24 protein-coding genes, 1 pseudogene and 1 riboswitch are annotated in these 25,286 nt (G+C 71.6%); of the genes and pseudogenes, 18 read left to right on the top strand and 7 right to left on the bottom strand.

Translation table 11 applies throughout. The features are described from left to right. The first annotated feature begins 98 nt into the window (after positions 1-98). Both ACZ66S_RS23835 and ACZ66S_RS23830 read left to right on the top strand, forming a co-directional pair. A complete protein-coding gene (locus ACZ66S_RS23835; RefSeq protein ID WP_469903549.1) occupies positions 99-887 on the top strand; it encodes a carbon-nitrogen hydrolase family protein in 789 nt (262 codons plus the stop codon). 32 nt (positions 888-919) lie between these two features. After that, on the top strand, positions 920-2,617 hold the full coding sequence (locus ACZ66S_RS23830; protein WP_469903548.1) for a flavin monoamine oxidase family protein: 1,698 nt from the start codon (positions 920-922) through the stop codon (positions 2,615-2,617). A gap of 16 nt (positions 2,618-2,633) precedes the next feature. On the opposite strand, the gene ACZ66S_RS23825 is transcribed toward ACZ66S_RS23830, so the two are convergent. Beyond that, positions 2,634-3,344 carry a DUF5995 family protein gene (locus ACZ66S_RS23825; RefSeq protein ID WP_469903547.1) on the bottom strand — a complete coding sequence of 237 codons (711 nt, stop codon included), beginning with the start codon at positions 3,342-3,344 and terminating at the stop codon, positions 2,634-2,636. A 158-nt stretch (positions 3,345-3,502) separates the two neighbouring features. On the opposite strand from ACZ66S_RS23825, the gene ACZ66S_RS23820 reads away from it, so the two are divergent. Further along, positions 3,503-4,648, top strand: coding sequence for a glycoside hydrolase family 6 protein (locus tag ACZ66S_RS23820; RefSeq protein WP_469903891.1), 1,146 nt, complete (start codon positions 3,503-3,505; stop codon positions 4,646-4,648). Positions 4,649-4,721: 73 nt separating this feature from the next. Then, positions 4,722-5,180: an acyl-CoA thioesterase gene (locus tag ACZ66S_RS23815; RefSeq protein WP_469903546.1), complete on the top strand. Its 459-nt coding sequence runs from the start codon at positions 4,722-4,724 to the stop codon at positions 5,178-5,180. Here ACZ66S_RS23815 and ACZ66S_RS23810 read toward each other — a convergent pair. Then, the gene (locus ACZ66S_RS23810; RefSeq protein ID WP_469903545.1) at positions 5,140-6,351 is read right to left on the bottom strand and encodes an MFS transporter; all 1,212 of its coding nucleotides are present in this window, start codon (positions 6,349-6,351) and stop codon (positions 5,140-5,142) included. The genes ACZ66S_RS23815 and ACZ66S_RS23810 overlap by 41 nt on opposite strands. A gap of 113 nt (positions 6,352-6,464) precedes the next feature. On the opposite strand from ACZ66S_RS23810, the gene ACZ66S_RS23805 reads away from it, so the two are divergent. Beyond that, on the top strand, positions 6,465-7,682 hold the full coding sequence (locus ACZ66S_RS23805) for an ROK family transcriptional regulator (RefSeq protein ID WP_469903544.1): 1,218 nt from the start codon (positions 6,465-6,467) through the stop codon (positions 7,680-7,682). On the opposite strand, the gene ACZ66S_RS23800 is transcribed toward ACZ66S_RS23805, so the two are convergent. Continuing rightward, positions 7,658-8,398, bottom strand: a complete 741-nt coding sequence (locus ACZ66S_RS23800) for an SDR family oxidoreductase (RefSeq protein ID WP_469903890.1) — start codon at positions 8,396-8,398, stop codon at positions 7,658-7,660. The two genes, ACZ66S_RS23805 and ACZ66S_RS23800, sit on opposite strands and share 25 nt — an antisense overlap. 132 nt (positions 8,399-8,530) lie before the next feature. Then, positions 8,531-8,796 (bottom strand): annotated as a pseudogene (locus tag ACZ66S_RS23795) (serine/threonine protein kinase); the annotation flags it as partial. Between the two features lie 242 nt (positions 8,797-9,038). Then, positions 9,039-9,169, top strand: a riboswitch (FMN riboswitch). A gap of 147 nt (positions 9,170-9,316) precedes the next feature. On the opposite strand from ACZ66S_RS23795, the gene ACZ66S_RS23790 reads away from it, so the two are divergent. From ACZ66S_RS23790 to ACZ66S_RS23750, 9 genes are all read left to right on the top strand, one after another. After that, complete coding sequence (locus ACZ66S_RS23790) at positions 9,317-9,922, top strand: riboflavin synthase (protein ID WP_469903543.1); 606 nt, start codon at positions 9,317-9,319, stop codon at positions 9,920-9,922. Continuing rightward, a complete protein-coding gene (locus ACZ66S_RS23785; RefSeq protein WP_280843456.1) occupies positions 9,919-10,569 on the top strand; it encodes a nicotinamide mononucleotide transporter family protein in 651 nt (216 codons plus the stop codon). The genes ACZ66S_RS23790 and ACZ66S_RS23785 overlap by 4 nt, the downstream gene beginning before the upstream one ends. Then, complete coding sequence (locus ACZ66S_RS23780) at positions 10,566-11,855, top strand: bifunctional 3,4-dihydroxy-2-butanone-4-phosphate synthase/GTP cyclohydrolase II (protein WP_469903542.1); 1,290 nt, start codon at positions 10,566-10,568, stop codon at positions 11,853-11,855. The genes ACZ66S_RS23785 and ACZ66S_RS23780 overlap by 4 nt, the downstream gene beginning before the upstream one ends. A 24-nt stretch (positions 11,856-11,879) precedes the next feature. Further along, entirely contained in the window at positions 11,880-12,365 is a 486-nt protein-coding gene (gene ribH, locus ACZ66S_RS23775; protein WP_469903541.1) for a 6,7-dimethyl-8-ribityllumazine synthase, read from the top strand. A 34-nt stretch (positions 12,366-12,399) separates the two neighbouring features. Beyond that, positions 12,400-12,672, top strand: a complete 273-nt coding sequence (locus tag ACZ66S_RS23770; protein WP_469903540.1) for a phosphoribosyl-ATP diphosphatase — start codon at positions 12,400-12,402, stop codon at positions 12,670-12,672. A 43-nt stretch (positions 12,673-12,715) separates the two neighbouring features. Continuing rightward, positions 12,716-13,573, top strand: a complete 858-nt coding sequence (hisG, locus tag ACZ66S_RS23765; protein WP_469903539.1) for an ATP phosphoribosyltransferase — start codon at positions 12,716-12,718, stop codon at positions 13,571-13,573. A 14-nt stretch (positions 13,574-13,587) separates the two neighbouring features. After that, on the top strand, positions 13,588-14,046 hold the full coding sequence (locus ACZ66S_RS23760) for a PH domain-containing protein (protein WP_469903538.1): 459 nt from the start codon (positions 13,588-13,590) through the stop codon (positions 14,044-14,046). 179 nt (positions 14,047-14,225) lie between these two features. After that, entirely contained in the window at positions 14,226-15,560 is a 1,335-nt protein-coding gene (locus tag ACZ66S_RS23755; RefSeq protein WP_469903537.1) for a hemolysin family protein, read from the top strand. Next, complete coding sequence (locus ACZ66S_RS23750; RefSeq protein WP_469903536.1) at positions 15,557-16,633, top strand: hemolysin family protein; 1,077 nt, start codon at positions 15,557-15,559, stop codon at positions 16,631-16,633. The genes ACZ66S_RS23755 and ACZ66S_RS23750 overlap by 4 nt, the downstream gene beginning before the upstream one ends. Before the next feature lie 110 nt (positions 16,634-16,743). Here the strand turns inward: ACZ66S_RS23750 and ACZ66S_RS23745 are convergent, their stop codons facing one another. Both ACZ66S_RS23745 and ACZ66S_RS23740 read right to left on the bottom strand, forming a co-directional pair. After that, positions 16,744-18,609 (bottom strand): AAA family ATPase, encoded by a 1,866-nt coding sequence (locus tag ACZ66S_RS23745; RefSeq protein ID WP_469903535.1) that lies wholly within the window; start codon positions 18,607-18,609, stop codon positions 16,744-16,746. Positions 18,610-19,041: 432 nt separating this feature from the next. Beyond that, positions 19,042-19,662: a uridine kinase family protein gene (locus tag ACZ66S_RS23740; RefSeq protein WP_469903534.1), complete on the bottom strand. Its 621-nt coding sequence runs from the start codon at positions 19,660-19,662 to the stop codon at positions 19,042-19,044. A gap of 223 nt (positions 19,663-19,885) precedes the next feature. On the opposite strand from ACZ66S_RS23740, the gene ACZ66S_RS23735 reads away from it, so the two are divergent. From ACZ66S_RS23735 to ACZ66S_RS23725, 3 genes are all read left to right on the top strand, one after another. Beyond that, on the top strand, positions 19,886-21,247 hold the full coding sequence (locus ACZ66S_RS23735) for a peptidase C39 family protein (protein WP_469903533.1): 1,362 nt from the start codon (positions 19,886-19,888) through the stop codon (positions 21,245-21,247). Between the two features lie 142 nt (positions 21,248-21,389). After that, positions 21,390-21,530 (top strand): SCO1431 family membrane protein, encoded by a 141-nt coding sequence (locus tag ACZ66S_RS23730; protein WP_469903532.1) that lies wholly within the window; start codon positions 21,390-21,392, stop codon positions 21,528-21,530. Between the two features lie 66 nt (positions 21,531-21,596). After that, positions 21,597-22,259 carry a TetR/AcrR family transcriptional regulator gene (locus tag ACZ66S_RS23725; protein ID WP_469903531.1) on the top strand — a complete coding sequence of 221 codons (663 nt, stop codon included), beginning with the start codon at positions 21,597-21,599 and terminating at the stop codon, positions 22,257-22,259. A 122-nt stretch (positions 22,260-22,381) separates the two neighbouring features. Here the strand turns inward: ACZ66S_RS23725 and ACZ66S_RS23720 are convergent, their stop codons facing one another. Continuing rightward, entirely contained in the window at positions 22,382-23,614 is a 1,233-nt protein-coding gene (locus ACZ66S_RS23720; protein WP_469903530.1) for a glycoside hydrolase family 18 protein, read from the bottom strand. A gap of 343 nt (positions 23,615-23,957) precedes the next feature. Here ACZ66S_RS23720 and ACZ66S_RS23715 point away from each other — a divergent pair, with 343 nt between their 5' ends. After that, positions 23,958-25,130 (top strand): acyl-CoA dehydrogenase, encoded by a 1,173-nt coding sequence (locus ACZ66S_RS23715; RefSeq protein ID WP_469903529.1) that lies wholly within the window; start codon positions 23,958-23,960, stop codon positions 25,128-25,130. The last annotated feature ends 156 nt before the right edge of the window (positions 25,131-25,286 follow it).

Here is a 25,286-nt window from a genome sequence, read left to right as displayed (position 1 = left end):
AACGGCTCCTTCTTGTCCGCCCTGCTCAGCCGCCCGTACCGTCTACGTGGCCCTTCTCTGTGGCCCCCACATCCACCTCCGCCCGGTGAGGATCACGCATGCGTACCGCCCTGCTCCAGAGCTCCGGCCGCCCCGGCTCCGTCGAGGGGAACCTCAAGGTCCTCGACGAGGCCGCGGGCCGGGCCGCCGCCGCGGGCGCCGCGCTGCTGGCCGCACCCGAGATGTTCCTCACCGGGTACGCGATCGGCGACGACATCGCCCGCCTCGCCGAGCCGGCCGACGGCGACTCGGCGGACGCGGTCGCGGAGATCGCCGAGCGGCACCGCATCGCCGTCGCGTACGGATATCCCGAGCGCCGGGCCGACACGGTCCACAACTCCGCCCAGCTCATCTCCGCCGACGGCGCCCGGCTCGCCAACTACCGCAAGACCCACCTCTTCGGCTGCTTCGAGCGCGACCACTTCGAGCCGGGCGAACAGCCGGTGGTCCAGGCCGAGGTCGGCGGCCTCACCGTCGGCCTCATGATCTGCTACGACGTGGAGTTCCCGGAGAACGTCCGCGCCCACGCCCTCGCCGGCACCGACCTGCTGATCGTGCCGACGGCCCAGATGCACCCCTTCCAGTTCGTCGCCGAGTCCCTCGTGCCGGTGCGCGCCTGGGAGAGCCAGATGTACGTCGCCTACGTCAACCGAGTCGGCCCGGAGGGGGAGTTCGAGTTCGTCGGACTCTCCACGCTGGCCGGCCCCGACGGGGTGGCCCGCGCCCGTGCCGGACGCGCCGAGGAGCTGGTGTTCGCCGACGCCGACCCCGCGTTCCTCGCCGCCTCCCGCGCGGCCAACCCGTACCTGACGGACCGGCGGCCCGGTCTCTACCGGTCCCTCGTCTGAACCACCCCTTTGTGCCAAGGAGTCCGTACCCCATGACGTCCACCGTGCCCAACGCCGTCGAGCACGCAGACGAGCAGCAGCCGCCGATCACCATGTTCGGACCGGACTTCCCGTACGCCTACGACGACTTCCTCGCCCACCCGGCGGGCATCGGCCAGATACCGGCGACCGAGCACGGCACCGAGGTCGCGGTGATCGGCGGCGGTCTCTCCGGGATCGTGGCCGCGTACGAGCTGATGAAGATGGGTCTCAAGCCGGTCGTGTACGAGGCCGACCAGATCGGCGGGCGGCTGCGGACCGTGGGCTTCGAGGGCTGCGATCCCGCGCTGACCGCGGAGATGGGCGCGATGCGCTTCCCGCCCTCCTCCACCGCCCTCCAGCACTACATCGACCTCGTCGGTCTGGAGACCCGCCCCTTCCCCAACCCCCTTGCCGAGACCACCCCTTCGACGGTCGTCGACCTCAAGGGCGAGTCCCACTACGCCGAGACGATCGACGACCTCCCGCAGGTCTACCGCGATGTCGCCGCCGCCTGGAACAAGTGCCTCGAAGAAGGCGCCGACTTCTCCGACATGAACCGCGCGATGCGCGAGCGGGACGTGCCGCGCATCCGCGAGATCTGGGCGAAGCTCGTCGAGAAGCTCGACAACCAGACCTTCTACGGCTTCCTCTGCGACTCCGAGGCCTTCCGGTCCTTCCGGCACCGGGAGATCTTCGGCCAGGTCGGCTTCGGCACCGGCGGCTGGGACACCGACTTCCCCAACTCCATCCTGGAGATCCTGCGGGTCGTCTACACCGAGGCCGACGACCACCACCGCGGGATCGTCGGCGGCTCGCAGCAGTTGCCGCTCAGGCTGTGGGAGCGCGAGCCGGAGAAGATCGTGCACTGGGCCTACGGCACCTCGCTCGCGAAGCTGCACCGGGGCGGCCGGCCCCGCCCCGCGGTCACCCGGCTGCACCGCACGGCCGGCAACCGGATCACGGTGACCGACGCCGACGGTGACATCCGCACCTACCCGGCGGCGATCTTCACCGCGCAGTCCTGGATGCTGCTGTCCAAGATCGGCTGTGACGACTCGCTCTTCCCGATCGACCACTGGACCGCGATCGAGCGCACACACTACATGGAGTCGTCGAAGCTCTTCGTCCCGGTCGACAGGCCCTTCTGGCTGGACAAGGACGAGGACACCGGCCGGGACGTCATGTCGATGACCCTCACCGACCGCATGACGCGCGGCACCTACCTCCTCGACGACGGCCCGGACCGGCCCGCCGTCATCTGCCTCTCCTACACCTGGTGCGACGACAGCCTGAAGTGGCTGCCGCTGTCCGCGAACGAGCGGATGGAGGTCATGCTGAAGTCGCTGGGCGAGATCTATCCCAAGGTCGACATCCGCAAGCACATCATCGGCAGCCCGGTGACCGTCTCCTGGGAGAACGAGCCCTACTTCATGGGCGCGTTCAAGGCCAACCTGCCCGGCCACTACCGCTACCAGCGGCGCCTGTTCACGCACTTCATGCAGGACCGGCTGCCCGAGGACAAGCGGGGCATCTTCCTCGCCGGCGACGACATCTCCTGGACGGCGGGCTGGGCCGAGGGCGCGATCCAGACCGCGCTGAACGCCGTGTGGGGCGTCATGCACCACTTCGGCGGCGAGACCGACGCGACCAACCCGGGCCCCGGGGACCTGTACGAGGAGATCGCACCGGTCGAGCTGCCGGAGGACTAGCCCCCGGCGGCCCGCGTCACCCCAGGGCGCGGAGGTCGGGCCGGTCCGGCAGCGGGGTGAGCAGCATGCGGCCCGCGAACCCCACCGCCGTGTCCAGCCGCTCGGTGAACTCCCCGGCCACGTCGGGCAGTCCGCGCAGCGCCCACAGCGCCCGGGCCGCGGTCCAGGTGGCGTCGCGGGCGCGCTCCAGGCTCCAGGAGCCCAGCAGATGGGTGAGCGGGTCGGCGATCTGGAGGAGGTCGGGGCCCGGCATCAGATCTTCGCGGATGCGCTCCTCCAGCGAGACGAGGAGATCGCCCACGCGGTCGAACTCGTCCTCGACGTCGGCGGGTTCGCAGCCGAGGCTACGACAGGTGTCCACCACGGCGAGCGCCAGGTCGTGCCCGATGTGCGCGTTGATGCCCGCGAGCGCGAACTGCAGGGGTCGTACGCCGGGATGGCGGCGGAACTGGAACAGGGGCCGCCAGCAGGCCGGCGCACGGTCCTCGCGGGCGGCCGCCTCCACCGCCGCGAGATAGCGCTCGGCGAACCGCACGTCCAGCGTGATCGCGGCCCGCGCGTCCGGGAACCGGCCCCCGTCGACACACCGGTCGACCGCCTCGGTGACGGCGAGGTAGACGCGGTTGAAGACGGCCACGCCGTCCCGCTCCGGCAGGGCCTCGTCCAGGGCGCGCATACGGGAGACGACCGCGTCCAAAGAAGTGGTGAACTGTTCCCATTGCGCCATAGCGGCAGGGTCCCAGTCCTAGGCTGGCCGGGGTGCCGGCGGGCCCGACGCTTCCCCAGAACGGGGGAACGCACCCGTCGTGCGAGGGGGGGAGCGACAGGGTGTCAGGCTTACGTGCCCAGCGGCTGGCCGCGCGCCGCGCCGCACGCAGGCGAGCCATGGGCCGCGGGGTGGCGGTCGCGGCGGCCTCCGTGGTGGTCGCCGTCGGCACGGCGACCGGGTTGCTCACCGCGCTCGGCGACGGCGACGGCTCCGACGAGGCCCGGCCGGGACTCGTGAGCAGCTCCCCGTACCCGGGCCCGAGTGCGCCGTCGGCCGTGCCGTCGGCGTCCGCGCCGGCCCCTTCCTCCGCCTCCGCCCGGCCCTCCGCGAAGGCGAGCGCGTCCCCGTCCCCCCGGAAGGCGGCCCGTGCCTCGGCGAAGGCCCGGACCACCGCCGCCGGCCGCCTCTACCGCCACCCCTCCTCCCAGGTGCTCGACTGGGTGCGGGACCACCCCGGCGACCGGCGCGCCGACGTCATAGCGGCCCGCATCGCCGACCGGCCGGCCGCGGTCTGGTTCGCGGACTACACCCCCGCGACCATCACCTCCCGGGTGCGCGCGGTCACGTCGGGCGGCGCCGCGCAGGGCCGGGTCCCGGTGCTCGTGGCGTACGCGGTCCCGGAGCGCGACTGCGGCGGCGCCTCCCAGGGCGGCGCGCCGGACCTCGGCGCGTACGACGCCTGGATCGACCGGTTCGCCGCGGGGCTCGGCTCCGGCGAGGTCGTCGTCGTGCTGGAGCCCGACGCGATCGCCCAGTCCGACTGCCTCCCGGCCGCCCGGCGCGCCGACCGCTTCGCCTCGCTGGCCCGCGCGGGCCGTGTCCTCAAGGCCGCGAACCCCAGGGCCCGGGTGTACTACGACGCCGGACACTCGGGCTGGCGTCCGGCGGCCGAGCAGGCGGCCCTGCTGAGGCAGGCGGGCGCCGCGTCGGCCGCCTCCTCCGACGGGATCTTCAGCAACGTCTCCAACTTCCACACCACGTCCGCCGAGATCGCCTACGACCGTCGGGTCCTCGCCGCGCTGGGCGGACCGTCGAGCCTGGGCGCCGTCATCGACACCAGCCGCAACGGCAACGGCGCCCCGCCCGACGGCGAGTGGTGCGACCCGGCGGGCCGGAGGATCGGCCGGGCGCCGACCCTGGACACCGGTGAGCCGAGGATCGACGCCTACCTGTGGGTGAAGCTGCCGGGGGAGTCGGACGGCTGCAAGGGCACACCGGGCACCTTCAGCCCGTCGTACGCCTACGAGCTGGCCGCCCCCTAGAGCCACCCCGACATGAGGGTGAGCGACCGCTTAGGATAGGGGTCGTTGTCCTATACATCCAGGAGTTCCGCCCGTGACCGCCGAAGCCGCCCTCGCCCCCGCCCTCTCCTGTGGCCGACTGATCCCGGTCACCGTCCACTTCGACGACCTGGACGCGCTGGGCATGCTCCACAACGCCCGCTACCCGCTGCTCGTCGAGCGGGCCTGGACCGAGTTCTGGGAGGAGCGCGGCATCCGCTTCGACGGCGACTGGGCGAGCGCCGGGGACGCCTGCAACGTCGTCAGGGAACTGCAGATCTCCTACGACGCCCCCGTCACCCGGAGCGGCGCCTACGCCGTCCACCTGTGGCTGGAGCGCCTCGGCCGCACCGGTCTGACCTACGGCTTCCGGTTCTGTTCCGCGGACGGGGGCACGACGTACGCGCGCGGCACCCGGGTGCTGGTCAGGCTGGACGCGGCGACCCTGCGCCCGGCCCCCTGGAGCGAGGGCTTCAGGAGCGCCGGTCGGGAACTGCTGCGGCCGGCGGGCTGATCTTCGGCCGGTCGCGGTCGCCTGCGCGCAGCACGCCCGCGAAGGCGACGAGACCGCCGGCCAGGACGGTCACCAGGGCGAACGACACCATCAGGCTGGTGGCCTGGGCCAGCGTGCCGATCGCGCTCGGGGCGACCAGCCCCGAGGTGTAGGTGATCGTCGCGACCCCGGCGATCGCGAGACTGGGGTTGGAGCCGGTGCGGCCCGCCGCGGCGAAGCACAGCGGCACGACCACCGCGATGCCGAGACCCATCAGCGCGAACCCGCCCATCGCCACGGCCGGATGGCCCCCGGCGACGATGAGCAGCCCGCCGAGGACGGCGAGCACCCCGCCCACCCGGACCGTGCGCACCGAGCCGAACCGGTCCACGACCCGGTCGCCGACGAGCCGTGCGATCGCCATGGTGAGCGTGAAGCCGGTGGTGCACGCGGCCGCGAGTCCGGCCGAGGTGTCGAGCTGGTCCCGCAGGTAGACCGCCGACCAGTCGAGGCTCGCGCCCTCCGCGAACACCGCGCAGAACCCCACCGCGCCGATCAGCAGCGCCGACTTCGGCGGCAGCGCGAACCGGGGCGGCGGCTCCTCGTCCTCGGTGGGCTGGAGGTCCAGCACCCAACGGCAGAACAGCAGGCCGAGCAGGGTGAGGACGGCCGACGCGAGCGCGTGGTGCAGACGGGCGTCCGAGCCCAGGTGCGCGGCGAGCGTGCCGGCCGCCGAACCGATCAGGGCGCCCGCGCTCCACATGCCGTGCAGCCCGGACATGATCGAGCGGCCCAGGCGGTTCTCGACCTCCACGCCGAGCGCGTTCATCGCCACGTCCGCCATGCCGGCCGTGGCGCCGTAGACGAAGAGGGCCAGGCAGAGCGTGAGGAGGTTCGGGGCCAGGGAGGGCAGCACCAGGGCCAGCGTCCACAGGGCGATCAGACCGCGCAGGGCGTTCCGGGCGCCGAAGCGGTGGCTGACGCTGCCCGCCAGCGGCATGGCCACGGACGCGCCGAGCGCGGGGAAGGCGAGCGCGAGGCCCAACTGCCCGGCGCTGACCGAGGAGTGGTCCTGGATCCACGGCACCCGGGTCGCGAACGACCCGGTCACGGCCCCGTGCACGGCGAACACGGCGGCCACGGCGTACCGGGCCCGCCGTACCTCTGCCGGCGCGTACACCACTTCGCTCATGGTCGGGCCCCTCCCGGATCCTCGTCATCCCGTTGCTTCCGCCGTAAACTATCAGGAACCCTGCCTGATAGATAGCGCGTATTCGGCAGTGCGGATCTGAGAGGATTCCCGGCATGCCCGCATCCCCGAGCACCGCCCGGGCCATCAACGACCGGCTCGCCCTGCGACTGCTCCAGCAGGAAGGCCCGCTGACGGCAGGGCAGTTGAAGCAGCTCACCGGACTGTCCCGGCCGACCGTCGCCGACCTCGTCGAGCGCCTGACCGCCGCCGGACTGATCGACGTGGTCGGGGAGTCGGGGGAGCAGCGCCGCGGCCCGAACGCGAAGCTGTACGGCATTGTCGCCGGCCGCGCCCACCTCGCGGCCCTCGACGTCCGCACCGAGGGCGTCTCCGTCGTCGTCTCCGACCTGCTGGGCCGGGTGCTCGCCGAGGCGTCGGTGCCCATCGGCGAGGACACGGGCACCGGGCCCGCGGTCGAGCAGGCCGTCGCACTGGTCGAACGGGCCGCGAAGGAGGCGGGGGTGCCCGAGCTGCACACCGTCGGCATCGGCGCCCCCGGCCTGATCGACCCGGCCACCGGCGAACTCCGGGACTCCAGCGGCCTGCCCGCCTGGCACCGGCGGCTGGTGCTGGCCCTTCAGGAGCGGCTCCCCGAGACCCGCGTCCATGTCGAGAACGAGACCAACCTCGCGGCCCTCGCGGAACAGCGCGAGGGCACGGCCCGGGACCGGGACACCTTCGTCCTGCTGTGGCTCGGTCACGGCACCGGCGCGGCCGTCGTCCTGGAGGGCACCCTGCGCCGGGGCGCGTCGGGCGGCACGGGGGAGATCGGGTTCCTGCCGGTGCCGGGCACGGCGGTGCTGCCCTCGGCGCTGGACTGCGAGGGGGGCTTCCACTCCCTGGCGGGATCGGCGGCGATCGTCGAACTGGCCGAGCGGCACGGGCTGGTGGTCGGGGCGGAGGGCCCGGAGCCCCTGGCCGCGCGCGTGGTCAGGGACGCGGTGGCCGGCGCCGCCACGGACTTCCTCGACGCCCTCGCGGACCGCCTGGCCGTGGGAGTCGCCGCGGTCGTCGCCATCCTCGACCCCGGCTGCCTGGTCCTGGCCGGCGAGGTGGGGCAGGCGGGCGGGGCGGACCTCGCCGCGCGGGTGGAGCGACGGGTCCGCCGTATGTCACCGCTGCCCACCGAGGTGCGGTCGAGCGCGCTGGGCGGCGGGGCGGTCCTGCGCGGAGCCCTGCTCACGGCGAGGGAGCGGGCCCAGGACGAGTTGTTCGCGCCCCTCCAGGGGCTCGGAGCGCTGCCCGATCAGCCTCCGGCGACCCGCACGTAGTCCTCGAACGTCCCCTTCCCCACGGCTCGTTCGGGAGCGAGATGCGCGCCCGTCCGGAACGCCCCGTACGCCTTCCCGAACAGCGGCACACTCACCACCGGCCGCCTCCGCCCGGTGGCCCGCAGATAGGAACGGGCCAGATCGGCGAGCGTGCGCACCTCGGGGCCGCCCATGTCGGCCACCCGCCCCGCGGGTGCCGCCGCCCCCAACTCGGCCAGGCGCGCGGCGACTTCGGCCACCTCCACGGGCTGGTCCCGCACCCCCGCCGGAACGAACAGCACCGGCAGCCTCGCCAGCCCCCGGAACATCGTCACGAGCAGGTCGTGGAACTGGGTCGCCCGCAGGATCGTCCAGCCGAGCCCCGACTCCTCGACCATCCGCTCCACGGCGAGCTTGCTGCGGTAGTACGCGAACGGCACCCGGTCGACCCCGACGATCGAGATGTACACGAGGTGCTCCACCCCGGCCCGTCGTGCCGCGTCCAGCAGGTTCCGGGCGGACCGCTCGTCGCCGCCCCGCTGTGTGGTCGCGCAGTGCACGATCGCCGACACCCCCGAGACGGCCGCGTCCAGCGCGGGCCCGCCCGTCCGCAGGTCGACCGGGTGCTCCGGGCTGTGCCGGCTCAGCACCCGCACCTCGTGCCCGTCCGCCCGCAGCCGCTCGGTGACGAGCCGCCCCAGCGTTCCCGTGCCGCCGGTCACCAGGATCGTGGTCATCCGTCCATCCCCTCGGGACGTCGGGCGCTCCCCGCCGGAGCACCCTTCGACACCACAGACCGAGTGACCCTCCCGGACTGTGACATCCGCCCGGTGCCCGGCCGCCCGCGCGCGTCCTCGCGGGTGTCCGTGCGGAGGAGCGGTGGGCGGCTGCCGCGCCGTCGTCGGACCGCCCCGCCCCGACTCGATCCCGGCCAGCCGCCGGTCCAGCACGGCGGCCGACGGACGCGCCGCCGGATCCCGTACGAGTGTGCTCATGAGTACGTCGCCCAGGGCACCGGCCCGCGCCGGCGGCGGCACGTCGTCGTTGAGGACGGCGGCGAGGGTGGCGAGGGTGCTGCTGCGGCGAGCGGGTGGTGGCCCTCAACGGCGGTGTACAGCATCATCGCGAGCGACCACGAGGGAAGGAGACCCGGCGGCGGGCAAGGGCCGTCGTCACCGCCGCCGGGCCCGTCTCTACGGGTTTCCACGCACCGCGACCCTAAAAAGGACTAGACCATTACGTCAATGGATCTGCGCCATCCGCCCGTTGGGAATCCGGGCCGTCGCACAAGTCCACCGGCACCGTCTGTGAGCCACCCCACATCCTTCGCCTGTATGGACGTCGATCAGGCGTGGCAGACTGGCTCTGTACCAGAAGCAGCGCACTCCGGGGTCGGTGAAAGTCCGAACCGGCGGTTACAGTCCGCGACCCGACCGCTTCCAGCGGCCGGTTGACCAGGTGAAATTCCTGGACCGACGGTTAAAGTCCGGATGGGAGGCAGTGCGCGGCGGGCGGGCATTCGTGCGCGCCGCCGTATCCGTTCGTCCTGAGGGACGAGTGCGTCCGGCGTCGCCCCCGGTGTTCCCGTTCGTCCATTCTGTCGTCATCGACAGCCCCGGAGTCCGTGCCCGAATGAGGCAGGGAGGACCCGGGAAGTGTTCACCGGAATCGTCGAAGAGCTGGGCGAGATCACCGCCGTCGAGAACCTCGGCGACGCCTGTCGCTTCCGACTGCGCGGCCCCGTCGTCACCGAGGGCGCGAAGCACGGGGACTCCATCGCCGTCAACGGCGTGTGCCTCACCGTCGTCGACCACGAGGGCGACGAGTTCACCGCCGACGTCATGGCCGAGACCCTCGACCGCTCCAGCCTCGGCGCCCTGGGCGTCGGCTCGCGCGTCAACCTGGAGCGGCCCACCGCCGTCGGCGCCCGTCTCGGCGGACACATCGTCCAGGGCCATGTGGACGGCACCGGCGAGATCCTGGAGCGCAAGCCCTCCGAGAACTGGGAGATCATCAAGATCTCGTTGCCCGCGGACCTCTCGCGGTACGTCGTCGAGAAGGGCTCCATCACGGTCGACGGCATCAGCCTCACCGTCGTGGACGCGGACCCGGACTACTTCACCGTCAGCCTGATCCCCACCACCCTCGCCCTGACCACGCTCGGCCTCAAGCAGCCCGGCGCCCCGGTCAACCTCGAGGTGGACGTCGTCGCCAAGTACGTCGAGCGCCTGCTCGCGAGCGGTCAGGGGGCGGGGAAGTGAACTCCCTCAACACCGAGGCCTTCACCCTGTTCGGCCAGCACATCCTCTGGTCGGACATGATCGGCAACATCCTGGGCCTCATAGCCCTCGCCCTCGGCTGGCGGCGCAACCTGTGGAGCTGGCCGGTGCAGTTCGCCTCCGGCCTCATCCTCTTCGGCGCCTTCTACGGCCACCTCACCGGCAGCGCCGGCAAGCAGGCCGTCGTGATGGTCGTCGCCCTGTACGGCTGGTGGCAGTGGAACCGCAACAAGGGCCGGGCCGAGGACGGCGGGGACGGACACATCACCCCCCGGTTCGCCACCTGGCGTGAGCGCGGGGCCCTCGTCGGTGCCGCCGCCGTCGGGACCGTCGCCGTCGCCCTGCTCTTCAAGGCCTACCCGAGCCTGTCCTGGGACCCCTGGCCGGACGCCTACATCTTCGTCGGCACCGTCGTCGCGATGTACGCCCAGGCCCGCGGCATGGTCGAGTTCTGGTTCGCCTGGCTCCTCGTCGACCTCGTCGGCGTCCCGCTGAACTTCGCCAACGGCTACGCCTTCTCCGGCTTCGTCTACGTCATCTACGGCGCGCTCGTCCTGTGGGGCATGCGCGACTGGTGGCTGCGCTCCCGCGAGTCCGCGCGGCCCGTCATGGAAGGAGCGCCGGCATGACCGCCGCACCCATTCTGTACAGCACCGACGGGTTCGAGGACTTCGCGCTGGACCCCGTCGAGCAGGCCGTCGCCGACATCGCGGCCGGCCGCCCCATCGTGGTCGTCGACGACGAGGACCGCGAGAACGAGGGCGACCTGGTCGTCGCCGCCGAGAAGATCACGCCCGAGATCGTCGCCTTCATGATGAGCGAGTGCCGCGGCCTGATCTGCGCCCCGATGGAGGGCGACGAACTGGACCGGCTCCGACTGCCGCAGATGGTCGACGACAACACCGAGTCGATGAAGACCGCGTTCACCGTCTCCGTGGACGCCTCCGGCGCCCACGGAGTGACCACCGGCATCTCGGCCTCCGACCGCGCGACCACGCTCCGGCTCCTGGCGAGCGGCGGCGCCGAGCCCACCGACTTCGTTCGCCCCGGCCACATCTTCCCGCTGCGCGCCAAGGACGGCGGCGTCCTCACCCGCAACGGCCACACCGAGGCCGCCGTCGACCTCGCCCGGCTCGCGGGCCTGCGCCCGGCCGGCGCGATCGTCGAGATCGCCGGCGAGGACGGCAGGATGCTGCGGCTGCCCGAGCTGATCCCCTTCGCCCGCAAGCACGGCCTGACGATCATCTCCATCGAGGACCTGATCGCCTACCGCCGCAGCAGCGAGCCCACGGTCCGCCGCGAGGCCCAGACCCGGCTGCCCACCGCCCACGGCACCTTCACGGCGTACGGCTACCGCTCCACCGTCGACGGCGTCGAGCACGTCGCCCTCGTCCACGGCGAGATCGGCGACGGCGAGGACGTCCTGGTCCGCGTCCACTCCGAGTGCCTCACCGGCGACGTCTTCGGCTCCCTGCGCTGCGACTGCGGCCCCCAGCTCGACGCCTCCCTGGAGCGCATCCAGGCCGAGGGCAGGGGAGTGGTGGTCTATTTGCGCGGCCACGAGGGGCGCGGCATCGGCCTGCTGTCCAAGCTGCGGGCGTACGAGCTCCAGGAGCAGGGCCACGACACCCTCGACGCCAACCTGGAGCTCGGCCTGCCCGCCGACGCCCGGGACTACGGCGCCGGCGCGCAGATCCTCCAGGATCTCGGCGTCCACAGCCTGCGCCTCATGACCAACAACCCCGACAAGTCCGACGCCCTCCTGCGGCACGGCCTCAAGGTCACGGACCGCGAGCCGATGCCCGTGCAGGCGGGCGAGCACAACCTCCGCTACCTGCGCACCAAGCGGGACCGGATGGGCCACGACCTTCCCTGGCTGGACACCGCCCCGGTGTCCACCTGCGGCAACCAGTAAGCACTTCGAGGAGAGTTCGAGAACGTGAGCGGCAAGGGTGCACCGGAGCTGTCCGTACGCAACGTGGGCGACCTGCGGGTCGCCGTCATCGCGGCACAGTGGCACGAGAAGGTGATGGACGGACTGGTCGACGGCGCCCTGCGGGCCCTGCGCGACCTCGGCATCGACGAGCCGACCCTCCTGCGGGTCCCCGGGAGCTGGGAGCTCCCGGTCGTCGCCAAGGTCCTCGCGGGCCGCGGCTACGACGCGATCGTCGCCCTCGGTGTCGTCATCCGCGGCGGCACCCCGCACTTCGAGTACGTGTGCCAGGGCGTCGTCCAGGGCCTCACCCAGGTCTCCGTCGAGACCGGCGTCCCCGTCGGCATGGGCGTGCTGACCTGCGACACCGAGGAGCAGGCCCTGGACCGGGCCGGCCTGGAGGGCTCGAACGAGGACAAGGGGCACGAGGCGGTGACCGCCGCGGTGGCCACGGCGGCCACCCTCCGCTCAGTATCTGAACCGTGGCACTAGGTGGTGCGGGCTTACGCGTAAAGTGGGCGCCACCATGTCCAATAAGACGTTCGAGGAGCTCTTCTCCGAGCTCCAGCACAAGGCCGCCAACGGCGATCCCGCCACGTCCCGCACCGCAGAGCTGGTCGGCAAGGGCGTCCATGCCATCGGCAAGAAGGTCGTCGAAGAGGCCGCCGAGGTCTGGATGGCCGCCGAGTACGAGGGCAAGGAGGCGGCCGCCGAGGAGATCTCGCAGCTCCTCTACCACGTCCAGGTGATGATGGTCGCGCGCGGCATCTCCCTCGACGACGTCTACGCCCACCTGTAAGCCACCCGCCGCACCCACCCCCAGAGCAAAGGAAGCCGACCTCATGCTGCGCATCGCCGTCCCCAACAAGGGTTCCCTGTCAGGACCTGCGGCGGACATGCTGCATGAGGCCGGCTACCAGCAGCGCCGCGAGTCCAAGGAACTGCGGATCGTCGACCCGGTCAACGACGTCGAGTTCTTCTACCTCCGCCCCCGGGACATCGCGATCTACGTCTCCTCGGGGCAGCTCGACATCGGCATCACCGGCCGGGACCTGCTGGTCGACTCCGGCGCCGACGCCGAGGAGATCCTCCCGCTCGGCTTCGCCCGCTCCACCTTCCGCTTCGCGTCCAAGCCGGGCACCGCGACCGGCGTCCAGGACCTCAAGGGCAAGACGGTCGCCACCTCCTACGAGGGGATCGTCGCCGGACACCTCACCGACAACGGCGTCGACGCCGCCGTCGTCCACCTCGACGGAGCGGTCGAGACCGCCATCGAGCTCGGCGTCGCCGAGGTCATCGCGGACGTCGTCGAGACCGGCACCAGCCTGCGCAACGCGGGCCTGGAGGTCTTCGGCGAGCCCATCATGAAGTCCGAGGCCGTCGTCATCCGCCGCACCGGCGCGGACGCCTCGTCGGAGAGCGAGTCGAAGGTCCAGCAGTTCCTGCGCCGCCTCCAGGGCGTCCTGGTGGCACGGACGTACGTGATGATGGACTACGACTGCCGTGTCGAGCAGCTCGAGAAGGCCGTCGCGCTCACCCCCGGCCTCGAGTCCCCGACCGTCTCCCCGCTGCACAACGAGGGCTGGGTAGCCGTCCGCGCGATGGTCCCCGCCAAGGAGGCGCAGCGGATCATGGACGACCTGTACGACATCGGCGCGCGGGCCATCCTGACGACGGCCATCCACGCCTGCCGTCTCTGAGGGAAGTGCCGCAGATGTCCTCCGAACCGCCCACCCTCCCCGTCACCTTCCGGCCGGGCCGTACCCGGGTCGTGCTGATCACGGCGGGTCTCGCGATCTTCGCGACGATCACGGTGATCGCGCTCCTCCTGGAGCAACTCGGTCCCGGCGAGCGCCTGAGCTTCATCCTCACGGCGGCCCTGCTCGCCGGTGTGCTGTTCCTGCTGGCGAGGGTGAAGGTCGTCGCCGACGAGTCCGGCGTCACCGTCCAGAACATCGCCGGCCGACGGCATCTGGAGTGGGCCGAGATCATCCAGGTGAACCTCCGCCCGGGCGACCCGTGGGTGTTCCTCAATCTCAGCGACGGCACCAGCCTGCCCGCGCTCGGCATCCAGCCGGGCATCGCGAAGCAGCAGGCCATCAGTGACGCGAAGGCCCTGCGCGCGCTCGCCGAGGCCCGTTCCACAGCCCGCTCCGACGAAGATCAGGGCTGACTCGGGGGCTTCCACCCTGCCGCAGTCGCCCGTGTCTTGATTAATCTGTTGGCGGAGGCGTTTTCACCGCGCCTCCGCCTCTCGTTGTTCCTGCTACCCGAGGAGTGACTCCCTCCAGCGATGGACGGATCGTCCTGTAGTACCTGCGCCGCCCCCTCCCGGCATATCGAGGCGGCGGCATGACCATCCCCCTGCTGCTCCTCGGAGCGGCGTTCCTGCTGATTCTCGCCAACGGCTTCTTCGTGGCGGCCGAGTTCGGTCTCGTCACCGTCGAGGCCACCGACGCCGAGAAGGCCGCCGCGGAAGGCGACCGACGGGCCCGCCGGGTCGCCGAGTCGCTGAAGGAGCTGTCGTTCCAGCTCTCCGGCACCCAACTCGGCATCACCATCACCTCCCTCGTCGTCGGCATGCTCGCCGAACCGGCCCTCGCGGAACTGCTGCACGGCCCGTTCACGGCCGTCGGCGTCCCCGAGGGCGCGGTCTCCGGTGTCGCCGTCGTCGTCGGCATGCTGCTGGCCTCGGCCGTGCAGATGGTGATCGGCGAGCTCGTGCCCAAGAACTGGGCGGTGTCCAAGCCGATGCAGGTCGCCCGCTTCGTCGCGGGCCCGCAGCACGCCTTCGCCCGGCTGTTCCGGCCGGTGATCGCCGCACTGAACGCGGTCGCCAACCGTCTCGTGCGCGCGCTCGGCATCGAGCCCGCCGAGGAGCTGGCCTCCGCCCGCACCCCCGGCGAGCTGGTCTCCCTGGCCCGCCACTCGGCCCAGGCCGGCACCCTGGAACAGGACACCGCGGACCTCTTCGTCCGCACCCTGTCGCTCGGCGAGCTCACCGCACAGCACGTCATGACCCCGCGCGTGAAGGTCAGCTCCCTCCAGGCCTCGGCCACCGCCGAGGACGTCGTCAACCTCACCCGCGCCACCGGACTGTCCCGCTTCCCGGTCTACCGGGAGAAGATCGACGAGATCGTCGGCATGGTCCACCTCAAGGACGCCCTGGCCGTCCCGGTCCAGGACCGGCTGCGCACGCCCGTCGGCCGGATCGCCCGCCCGGCGCTGCTGGTGCCCGAGACGCTCCCGGTCCAGCCCCTGCTGGCCCGGCTGCGCAGCGAGCAGCCCATCGCCGTCGTCGTCGACGAGTACGGCGGCACGGCCGGCGTGGTCACCCTGGAGGACATCGTCGAGGAGATCGTCGGCGAGGTCCGCGACGAGCACGACGGTCAGGACGTCCCCGAACTGGCCGCCGCCCCGCCCGAGGACGGCCGCCTCGCCTGGGACGCCGACGGCAGTTGCCGGGTCGACATCCTCCAGCGCATAGGACTCGACGTGCCCGAGGGGCCGTACGAGACCGTCGCCGGGCTGGTCGCCGACCTGCTCGGCCGTATCCCCGCCGTCGGCGACCGGGCCGAGCTGCCCGGCTGGCGGCTCACCGTCCGCCAGGTCGGGCACTACCGCGCCGAGCGGGTCCGCCTGGTACGCACCGTCCCCGCGGTCAACGTCATGGAGGCCGCCCGATGAGCGTGCTCCAACTCCTCTTCGCCGCGCTCCTCGTGCTCGCCAACGGCTTCTTCGTCGGCGCCGAGTTCGCGCTGGTCTCCGTGCGCCGCAGCCAGATCGAACCGCTCGGCACGGCACGCGCCCGCCAGGTTCTGTACGGCCTCGAACGGCTCCCCCAGATGATGGCGGCGGCCCAGTTCGGCATCACGGTGTGCTCGCTGACGCTCGGCGCGGTCGCCGAACCGACGGTCGCGCACCTGCTGGAGCCGGTCTTCGAGTGGATCCACCTGCCGCACGGCATGATCCATCCGCTGGGCTACGTCATCGCCCTGGCCGCGGTCGTCTTCTTCCACCTCGTCATCGGCGAGATGGTCCCGAAGAACCTCGCCATGGCGGCCCCGGAGAAGGTCGCGCTGTGGCTCAGCCCCGGCCTGGTCTGGTTCGCCCGCTTCTGCAGGCCGATCACCATCACCCTCGGTGCCTGCGCCCGGGCCATCCTGCGGCTCTTCCACGTCGAGCCCAAGGACGAGGTCGAGGCGGTGTTCACCAGCGAGCAACTGAACCGGCTGGTGGAGGACTCCGGCCAGGCGGGCCTGCTGGACCCCGAGGAGCAGGAACGCCTGGAGGACGCGCTGGAACTGGGCTCGCGCCCGGTGACGGACGTCCTGCTCAAGCGCGAGTCCCTGGTGACGGTGCGGCCCTCGGTGACCCCGGGCCAGATCATCGAGCTCACCGGCCGTACCGGGTACTCGCGCTTCCCGATCGCCGCGGAGAACGGCGCCTTCATGGGGTATCTGCACGTGAAGGACGTACTGGACCTGGAGGACTCGCAGCGGGCGGTGCCCCAGCAGATCTGGCGGCCGATGACGAAGCTCCGCTCCGACCTGCCGCTGGACGACGCGCTCACCGTGATGCGGCGGGCGGCCACGCACCTGGCCCAGGTGGCGGACGGCTCGGGCAAGGTGCTCGGGCTGGTGGCGCTGGAGGACGTGCTGGAGCTGCTGGTCGGCGAGGTACGGGACCCGGCGCACCGGGAGCTGCCGGAGGTCCGGGTCACCGAGCCCCGGAGCAGCGAGGAAGCACTGGCGTCGTAGGTGCCCGCGGCCCTGGGTGGGTGCAGTCAAGGATGCTCTGGCTGCACCCACCGCCTTCAGGGGCGCGGGGAACCGCGCGACCGGCCCCCACCGGCCCGCAGCCGAACACTTCACATCGCCGAGGGATCCTGTGGTCCCCGTCCCGACAGGACCTCCCCGTAGGCCTGCATCAGATCCGGCAGTCGCAGTGTCGACAAGTCGTCCCGGGTCAGCATCCCCGGATACACGGACAACCGAAGATCCCGGTACGCGCAGCTCTTCTCGTACAGCGTCCGCAGGAACCGCCCGTTGCCGAGCTCGTCGATCCAGCCCTGGTCCACCACGTGCCCGGCGATGGAGCGCAGCTCGTCCAGCGCCTCCTCGTCCCAGACGTCGCCGTTCTCCGCCGCCAGCACCTCGCCGATGGAGGTGAGTTCCAGGGGGCGGTAGGACGGGAAGTCCACGCGGGTCGTGAAGCGGGACGACAGACCGGGGTTCGCGGCCAGCAGCCGGTCCATGCCCTCCGGGTAACCGGCCAGGATCACGACCAGGTGGTCCCGGTTGTCCTCGGCCCGCTTCAGCAGCACCTGGAGCGCCTCGTCGCCGTACGCGTCGCCCTTGCCGTAGCCGGAGTTGGAGAGCGAGTACGCCTCGTCGACGAAGAGGACCCCGCCGAGGGCCGAGTCGATCAGTTCGTTCGCCTTGACCGCCGTCTGGCCGAGGTACTCCCCGACCAGGTCGGCCCGCTGCGCCTCGACGAGATGATCGCCGCCGAGCAGTCCGAGGGCGTAGAAGACGCGGCCCAGGATGCGGGCCACCGTGGTCTTGCCGGTGCCGGAGGGACCGGAGAAGACGAAGTGACGTTTGGGCGGCTGGACCGGCAGGCCCTGCCCGGCACGCAGGCGGGCCATGTTCAACTGGGCGGACAACGCCTTGACCTGGCGCTTCACGGGCTCCAGCCCCACCATGCGCTCCAGTTCGGTGAGCGCCTCCTCCAGTAAGACCGGATCCGTGGGCCCCGCGGGCAGCGGCCCCGCGGGTACGCCGGACCGCTCGCGTCCGGCCGGGTCGGTCATCGAGGGCAGCGGACCGGTGGGCGGCGGCTCCGGGTCGGATAGCTTCAGCTCGCGTCCCTCGACACCGAAGAGCGGGTCGATCCCGTCCGGGCCCTCCAGCACGTCCTGGCCGAAGCCGGTGAGGGTGATCGCCGCGAGGTCGGCGGGGTCGTCGTACCCGTCGCCCTCGGCGATCGCGGCGAGCCGGGCCGAGGTGTCCATGAAGGCCGGGTCGACGCGGTGCACGGCCCGGTAGAGGGGGAGCGCGGCGGCGGAGCGGCCGGTGCCCTCGTGCGCCCGGGCCAGCCAGTAGCGCAGCTCCTTGCGCTGGGGCTGTTCGCTGCGGCAGCGCATCAGGGCCGCCGAGAGCAGCGGCTCGGCCTGGCCGTACATCTCCAGGCGGACCCGGGCCATGCCGCCGAACAGGCCGGCCTCGATGCCGAGCATGGGGTCGTCGATCAGCGGGTCGGTGTGCCGGACCAACTGCTCCCAGTCCTTGACCAGATAGGCCCGGCAGGCGTGCAGGAAGCGGACCTGGTGGTCGGTGTCCACCGGAGGCAGTCCCGCGAGGGCCCGGTCCAGCTCGGGGACATGGCGTCCGTCCAGCCAGTGCGAGGCGTGCGCGAGCAGCAGGTCACGCGGGCTCTCCAGCACCGGTTGCACCCACCAGCCCAGCCAGTACCAGGAGTTGAGGGTGCGTCGGTGCCGGGTGCGCTGTTCGCCGAAGCGTTCGCGGTGCCGGAACATCCTGAGCAGCGCGGTCGTCGTGTCGACGCGCAGCGCGTGCAGTCCGAGCCAGCCGTCGGCCATCCCGGGATCGATCCGCACCGCGGCCCGGAACTCCTCCTCGGCCTGCGGATAGGCGCCCATCGTGTAGGCGTCCACACCTCGCAGCCAGGCGAGGTCGGCCGGGGCCTCGGGGCCCTGCGTGCCGAAATCCATCACGTCCCCCACAAACCGTGACCCCGTGGTTTCACCACCGGGCCGACGCCCGGTGGCCGCCTTCGTCCAACCGCTGTGCCGCGGACCGGAGTTGCAACGGTGCGCAGAGCAGTCGTCCGTAGGTCGCACCGAGGGCATCGTACCTGCGGTGGTGTCGCCCGCCGTAGGGTGCCGCACAGGCCGTTTGGCGAGGTGGGAGCAGATGAGGCGCACCGGGGGTGGTGACCGAGGGTGAGCGAATCGCGGCTCACAGCGTCCGGAAAACCTGGTGAGGGCAGAACGAAGCCCCCGATCACGGGGGAACAACCGGGGGCTTCGCGACTGCGGGCGGTCTCGAACGGCCGCTCATTCAGAACGTAAGACCTGTACGGCCCCTGGGTCAAGCGGAGTTGGGCGACTGAGGCAAGTTCCTACTGGCGGGTCTTCACAGGTTCAACACATCGCCGCTGGACCGTCACCGTGGGTGACTCCGCGGTCCGGTCCAATGGTCCCGGCAGGCCCTTTGGTGGCCGCATATCCCTCCTGGCGCTGCCGTACCAGGAGGTCGGCGAAGGGCCGGGAGGGGTCTTCGGCGAAATGCCGCTGTTCCGCCACGACCCATCGCTCCCAGAACTCCCGCTGTGCCGCCCCGTCCCGGGAGCGGCCGCGTGCCCAGGACTCCTCACGGGGCAGCTCCATCCACAGCAGGTGTGCGAGGTGCGGCCGCAGCGCGCGCCGGCCCGCGCCGACCCCCTCCAGGAGGACCACCGGGGCGGGCGGCAGGGCGCGGGACGGCCCGAAGCGGCGGGCGTGCCAGTCGTAGACGGCGTAGTGCGCGGTCTCGCCGCGGCCGAGCGGGGTGATCACCTGGCCCAGCAGCCGCCCCGTCCAGTCGAACAGCTCGTCGTGGCCGGAGATGTCGTCGAGGTGCAGCACCGGCGCGCCACCGAGGGCGTCGGCCAACTGCCCGCAGAACGTGGACTTCCCGGAACCGGCGTACCCGTCGACACCGATCAGACGGACCGGGCCGCAGGACGGGGGCAGTCGGCGGAGCCGGAAGGCGAGGTCGTGCACGGTGTTCCTGAGGGCCGGGCGGGCAGGGCGCCGCCAGTCTAGTGACGGCTCGCCCCCGGCCGGCGGAACCACGCCTTCCCAGGTCATGCCAGTGGTTGAGACCAATATTCATGGGCGTGGCATGCGCCGAAGTGCTGGCAGGAGCATGCCGCCTCATCCATAGTTGGCGCACAACCGTGCAACTGGCCCGCCCCGAACCGGACACCTGGGGGTCTTCCCGCCCATGAGCAGAGCCGAACAGCCGTCCCGCAGAACCGTTCTGGCCGTCGCGGTCGCCGCCGCGGTGGCAGGCAGCACCGGTTCCGCGACCGCCGCCGGCAACCCGGCCGTCGCGGAATCCGACGAGAGCGCCGGCCGCCCGGTCGACAACCGCGCCTGGACCACCTACAGCGACTGGCGCGGCGGCACCGCCGGCGGTACCCGCGCCGTCGCCGGAAAACGCCCCGGCGTCGTGATCGGCGTCCCCGCGGGCACCACCGAGTACACCGACCCGCACACCGGGACCACCGCCACCTGGGAGTACGCGACGTGGACCTCCCCGGTCCACCGGCTCAGCGTGCCCTCGACCGAGGTGATCGCTTCCTGGAACGCGCACACCCCGGCCGGCACCTGGATCCAGATCGAACTCCAGGGGACCTACTCCGACGGCACGGCCACCCCCTGGTACGTGATGGGCCGCTGGGCCGCCGGTGACGGGGACATCAAGCGCACCTCGGTCGACGACCAGACCGACGACAAGAGCTCGATCTGGACGGACACCTTCGCGATCGACGACCCGTCGACCGGCCTGCGCCTGGCCTCGTACCGGCTGCGGCTGACCCTCCACCGCAAGCCCGGCGCCAAGAACACGCCGACCGTGTGGCGGCTCGGCGCGATGGGCTCGGACGTCCCGGACCGCTTCACCGTCCCGGCCACCACGCCCGCTCTCGCCAGGGAGCTGATCGTCCCGCGCTACTCGCAGGAGATCCACGCCGGCCAGTACCCGGAGTACGACAACGGCGGCGAGGCCTGGTGCAGCCCCACCTCCTCGCAGATGATCATCGAGTACTGGGGCGGCCGCCTCACCAAGGAGCAACTGGCCTGGGTCGACCCGTCGTACGCCGACCCGCAGATCTGCCACGCGGCCCGCTACACCTACGACTACCAGTACGCGGGCTGCGGCAACTGGCCGTTCAACGCGGCCTACGCGGCCACCTTCGAGGACCTTCAGGGCGTGGTGACCCGGCTCGGCTCGCTCACCGACCTGGAGACCCTGATCGCGGCCGGCATCCCGGCCATAACGTCCCAGTCGTTCCTCAAGGAGGAGCTCACCGGCGCCGGTTACGGCACCTCGGGCCACCTCATGACGGTGATCGGCTTCACCGCCGACGGTGATGTGATCGCCAACGACCCGGCCTCGCCGAGCGACGAGGCGGTGCGGCGCGTCTACAAGCGGCGCGAGTGGGAGAACATCTGGCTGCGCACCAAGCGGTACAACGCCAGCGGCAAGGTCGTCTCCGGCACCGGAGGCGTCTGCTACCTGTACTTCCCCGCCTGCCCGACCCCGCGCCAGCGCAAGGCGCTCGCGGCGGTGGGCGTGCGCTGAACCACCCCGGAGCGGCCCCCCGGCATCCGCCGGGGGGCCGCTTCGCTGTGACCAAGGTCTCGGCCGCAAAAGCCGCCAGAAGTGGCAAGGTGGACGGATCGGTGGGGGAGTCCACCCGTACCTCCGAGATCAGCGAGACACCATGACCGCACACTCTGCCACCGCCGCCTGCGCCCGTACCGGCGGCCCCGAGGACCACGGTCCGAAGATCCTCGAACATGTCGCGGGCTGGGTCCTCGTCGCGGTGATCGCGATGCTCGTCACGCAGCTCGGTCTGCTGTGACCTGATCCACAAGTGACCTGACATACTGCGGATGTCCCGCCGCCAGCCCGAGACCAGGGTCGAAATGTGAATATCAGTGATCAGCGTGAAGCCGCCCGGCCGCGGGCTCGCGGCACCGAGCGCTCGGTTGCGCGCCGCGCCGAACTCATCGCCATCGGGCGGAAGTTGTTCGCGGACACGTCCTACGACGCGCTCTCCATGGACGACATCGCCAAGCAGGCACATGTCGCCAAGGGGCTGATCTACTACTACTTCCAGTCCAAGCGGGGCTACTACCTGGCGATCATCCAGGACTCCGTGGCGGACCTGGTCACCTACGCGGCGAGCGGCCTGGAGATGGAGCAGGTGGACCGCGTCCACCGCACCCTCGACAGCTATCTGCGCTACGCCGAGCACAACCAGGCGGCCTACCGCACGGTCGTCAGCGGCGGGGTCGGTTTCGACGCCGAGGTGCACGCCGTCCGGGACGGGGTGCGCGAGGCGATCGTCGCGACCATCGCCGAGGGGGCGTACGGCCGTACCGACATCTCGCCGCTGGCCCGCATGGGCCTGCTCGCCTGGGTGTGCAGTGTCGAGGGCGCCACGCTCGACTGGATCGACCGCCCGCCCCAGCTCTCCCGCGACACCATGCGCGACCTCCTGGTGAAGACGCTCGGCGCCTCGATGCGCGCCATCGAGGAGCTGGACCCCGCCTACCCGGCCCCGGAGCCGGCCCGCCGGGGCGACTGACCGCCCGGCCGGCCGGGACCGACCGCCCGGCGGCGGGCCCGGGACACGGCGAGGGGCGGAGGCTCGTGGTCCCCCGCCCCAAGTCCCCCCGTGGGACCGGTCAGTTCACGACCTGGTCCCGGCTAGTTGATCGCCTTGATCAGCTCGCCGCCCGAGGTGTCCCCGCTCAGCTCCCAGAAGAAGGTGCCGCCCAGGCCCTGCTGGTTCTTGTACGTCATCTTCGTCGCGATGGTCGCGGGGGTGTCGTAACTCCACCAGTTGTTGCCGCACTTGGCGTACGCGGTGCCGCCGACCGTCCCCGTCGCCGGGCACTTGGTCTTGAGCACCTTGTAGTCGTCGATGCCCTGCTCGTAGGTGCCCGCCGCCGGGCCCGTCGCGGTGCCGCCGGGCGCCGCCTGGGTCACACCGGTCCAGCCGCGGCCGTAGAAGCCGATGCCGAGCAGCAGCTTCGAGGCCGGGACGCCGAGGCCCCTGAGCTTGTCGATGGTCGCCGAGGTGTAGTAACCCGCCCTGGGAATCCCGGAGTAGGAGTTCAGCGGCGAGTGCGGGGCCGTCGGCCCTGCCGCGTCCCAGGCGCCGAAGTAGTCGTATGTCATCGGGTTGTACCAGTCGACGTACTGGGCCGCGCCCGCGTAGTTCGCTGCGTCGATCTTGCCGCCCGCCGTGGCGTCGGCGGTGATCGCGGCCGTCACCAGCGAACCGCTCCCGAACTTCGAACGCAGCGCCGCCATCAGGTTCTTGAAGGCCTCACGACCGCTGGTGTCGCAGGTGTTGCCACAGGCGTTCGGGTACTCCCAGTCGATGTCGATGCCGTCGAAGACGTCGGCCCACTTGGAGTTCTCGACCAGGTCGTAGCAGGACTGGGCGAACGCGGCGGGGTTGCGGGACGCCTCGCCGAAGCCGCTCGACCAGGTCCAGCCGCCGAACGACCACAGGACCTTCAGACCCGGGTGCTTCTTCTTCAGCTCGCGCAGTTGGTTGAAGTTGCCCCGCAGCGGCTGGTCCCAGGTGTCCGCGACCCCGTCCACGGACTCGGCCGCCGTGTAGGTCCGGTCGGTCGCGGCGTAGGCGTCGCCCATCGCGCACTTGCCGCCGGTGACGTTGCCGAAGGCGTAGTTGATGTGGGTCAGCTTCGCGGCCGAACCCGAGGTCTCGATGTTCTTGACGTAGTACTTGCGGTCGTACGTGCCCCATTCGGTGAAGTAGCCGACGACCTTGGAGCCGGCCGCCTTCACCTGGGGGGTCTCGGGGGTCGCCGTGGCGCTGCTCGCGCCGGCCAGCAGGCCCGCGCCGAGCACCGCGCAGCACGCGGCGGAGATGAGCGCCCGGAAGCGGGCGCGCTGGGGAAAGTGCATCGGTGTCTCCTCGTGGGGGAGAGGGGAACGCCAGCCGATTGGCATGAACGCGGTAACGCGTTGCCGGAACATTAGGAGGACTAGACCACCGCGTCAATGGTTCGGACCAATCCCGATGTGCTGCGAGGCCGGTTGTCGGTGCGCCGGTATATCTTGAAGTAAGCGGTCGTTAACCAGTGACCGGGTGTCTCCTTTCGGGCATACTCACAGGGCGCAGCCGCTGGTCAGCAGCTTCCGAGACCCGGGAGACGCGAGCAGCGACCGGCGCCCAGTGAGACCGGCGGAGCCGCCCCACCCCACGGCGTGCGCCCGCCAGCGCCCCAACAGGGAGGAGAGCGTCGCCATGCCCGACCGCGCCCCGCAGCCGGTGGACCGGCAACTGCCCACGGACGAGGCCCGGGATCTGATCTCGCTCGTCCGCGACATCGCGCAGCACGAGATCGCCCCGAAGGCGGCCGAGGAGGAGGACGCCGGGCGCTTCCCGCGCGAGGTCTTCACCCTGCTCTCCCGGACCGGACTGCTCGGTCTGCCCTACGACTCCGAGCACGGCGGCGCCGACCAGCCGTACGAGGTCTACCTCCAGGTCCTGGAGGAGCTCGCCGCGGCCCGCCTCACCGTCGGCCTCGGCGTCAGCGTGCACACCCTCGCCTCCTACGCGCTCGCCACCTACGGCACCAAGGAGCAGCAGGTCGAGCACCTGCCCGCGATGCTCGGCGGCGGACTGCTCGGCGCCTACTGCCTCTCCGAGCCCTCGTCCGGCTCGGACGCGGCCTCGCTGCGCACCAGAGCGGTCCGGGACGGCGACGACTGGGTGATCACCGGCACCAAGGCCTGGATCACCCACGGCGGGGTCGCCGACTTCTACACCGTCATGGCGCGCACCGGCGAGGAGGGCCCGCGCGGGATCACCGCCTTCCTCGTGCCCGCCGACACGGCCGGCGTGAGCGCCGCGGTGCCGGAGAAGAAGATGGGCATGAAGGGCTCGCCCACCGCCCAGGTCCACTTCGACGGGGTGCGCGTCCCGGACGCGCGCCGCATCGGCGACGAGGGGCAGGGCTTCGCGATCGCCCTGTCCGCGCTCGACTCGGGACGGCTCGGCATCGCGGCCTGCGCGATCGGCGTGGCCCAGGCGGCCCTCGACGAGGCGGTCGGCTACGCGACCGGGCGACAGCAGTTCGGACGGCCCATCGCCGACTTCCAGGGGCTGCGCTTCATGCTCGCCGACATGGCGACCCAGATCGAGGCGGGCCGGGCGCTGTACCTCGCGGCGGCGCGGCTGCGCGACGCAGGTCGGCCCTTCGCCAAGCAGGCGGCCATGGCCAAGCTGCACTGCACCGACACCGCGATGAGGGTCACCACCGACGCCGTCCAGGTCCTCGGTGGCTACGGCTACACCGCGGACTTCCCGGCCGAGCGGTACATGCGCGAGGCCAAGGTCCTCCAGATCGTCGAGGGCACCAACCAGATCCAGCGGATGGTCATCGCCCGTCACCTAGCGGGTCCGGAGACGCGCTGAACTGACCGGGTCTGACCTGCGGCGCCGCGAGCCGTACCCACTCCGGGTCGTGGCGCCCCGGCAGAGTGCGCCCGCCGCTCGCCCAGGTGCGCATCAGATCCCGGTAGATGGGCGGGTCCTGGAGCGGCGGCGGGGCCGGACGGAAGGGGGACGGGT

The sequence above is a fragment of the Streptomyces sp. NPDC107471 genome, assembly GCF_055582845.1.
The sequence above is the reverse complement of the archived record's forward strand: the minus strand, read 5'-3'. Positions and strand labels throughout refer to the sequence as shown.

Bases quoted from the DNA above. Each gene is read 5' to 3' on its own strand.
- ACZ66S_RS23800 (WP_469903890.1), bottom strand. From the start codon at position 8,398: ATGACCACGATCCTGGTGACCGGCGGCACGGGAACGCTGGGGCGGCTC.
- ACZ66S_RS23745 (WP_469903535.1), bottom strand. From the start codon at position 18,609: ATGGATTTCGGCACGCAGGGCCCCGAGGCCCCGGCCGACCTCGCCTGG.
- hisG (WP_469903539.1), top strand. From the start codon at position 12,716: ATGCTGCGCATCGCCGTCCCCAACAAGGGTTCCCTGTCAGGACCTGCG.
- ACZ66S_RS23770 (WP_469903540.1), top strand. From the start codon at position 12,400: ATGTCCAATAAGACGTTCGAGGAGCTCTTCTCCGAGCTCCAGCACAAG.
- ACZ66S_RS23755 (WP_469903537.1), top strand. From the start codon at position 14,226: ATGACCATCCCCCTGCTGCTCCTCGGAGCGGCGTTCCTGCTGATTCTC.
- ACZ66S_RS23750 (WP_469903536.1), top strand. From the start codon at position 15,557: ATGAGCGTGCTCCAACTCCTCTTCGCCGCGCTCCTCGTGCTCGCCAAC.
- ACZ66S_RS23735 (WP_469903533.1), top strand. From the start codon at position 19,886: ATGAGCAGAGCCGAACAGCCGTCCCGCAGAACCGTTCTGGCCGTCGCG.
- ACZ66S_RS23760 (WP_469903538.1), top strand. From the start codon at position 13,588: ATGTCCTCCGAACCGCCCACCCTCCCCGTCACCTTCCGGCCGGGCCGT.
- ACZ66S_RS23820 (WP_469903891.1), top strand. From the start codon at position 3,503: ATGGGCCGCGGGGTGGCGGTCGCGGCGGCCTCCGTGGTGGTCGCCGTC.
- ACZ66S_RS23810 (WP_469903545.1), bottom strand. From the start codon at position 6,351: ATGAGCGAAGTGGTGTACGCGCCGGCAGAGGTACGGCGGGCCCGGTAC.
- ACZ66S_RS23830 (WP_469903548.1), top strand. From the start codon at position 920: ATGACGTCCACCGTGCCCAACGCCGTCGAGCACGCAGACGAGCAGCAG.
- ACZ66S_RS23835 (WP_469903549.1), top strand. From the start codon at position 99: ATGCGTACCGCCCTGCTCCAGAGCTCCGGCCGCCCCGGCTCCGTCGAG.
- ACZ66S_RS23805 (WP_469903544.1), top strand. From the start codon at position 6,465: ATGCCCGCATCCCCGAGCACCGCCCGGGCCATCAACGACCGGCTCGCC.
- ACZ66S_RS23780 (WP_469903542.1), top strand. From the start codon at position 10,566: ATGACCGCCGCACCCATTCTGTACAGCACCGACGGGTTCGAGGACTTC.
- ACZ66S_RS23715 (WP_469903529.1), top strand. From the start codon at position 23,958: ATGCCCGACCGCGCCCCGCAGCCGGTGGACCGGCAACTGCCCACGGAC.
- ACZ66S_RS23720 (WP_469903530.1), bottom strand. From the start codon at position 23,614: ATGCACTTTCCCCAGCGCGCCCGCTTCCGGGCGCTCATCTCCGCCGCG.
- ACZ66S_RS23730 (WP_469903532.1), top strand. From the start codon at position 21,390: ATGACCGCACACTCTGCCACCGCCGCCTGCGCCCGTACCGGCGGCCCC.
- ACZ66S_RS23825 (WP_469903547.1), bottom strand. From the start codon at position 3,344: ATGGCGCAATGGGAACAGTTCACCACTTCTTTGGACGCGGTCGTCTCC.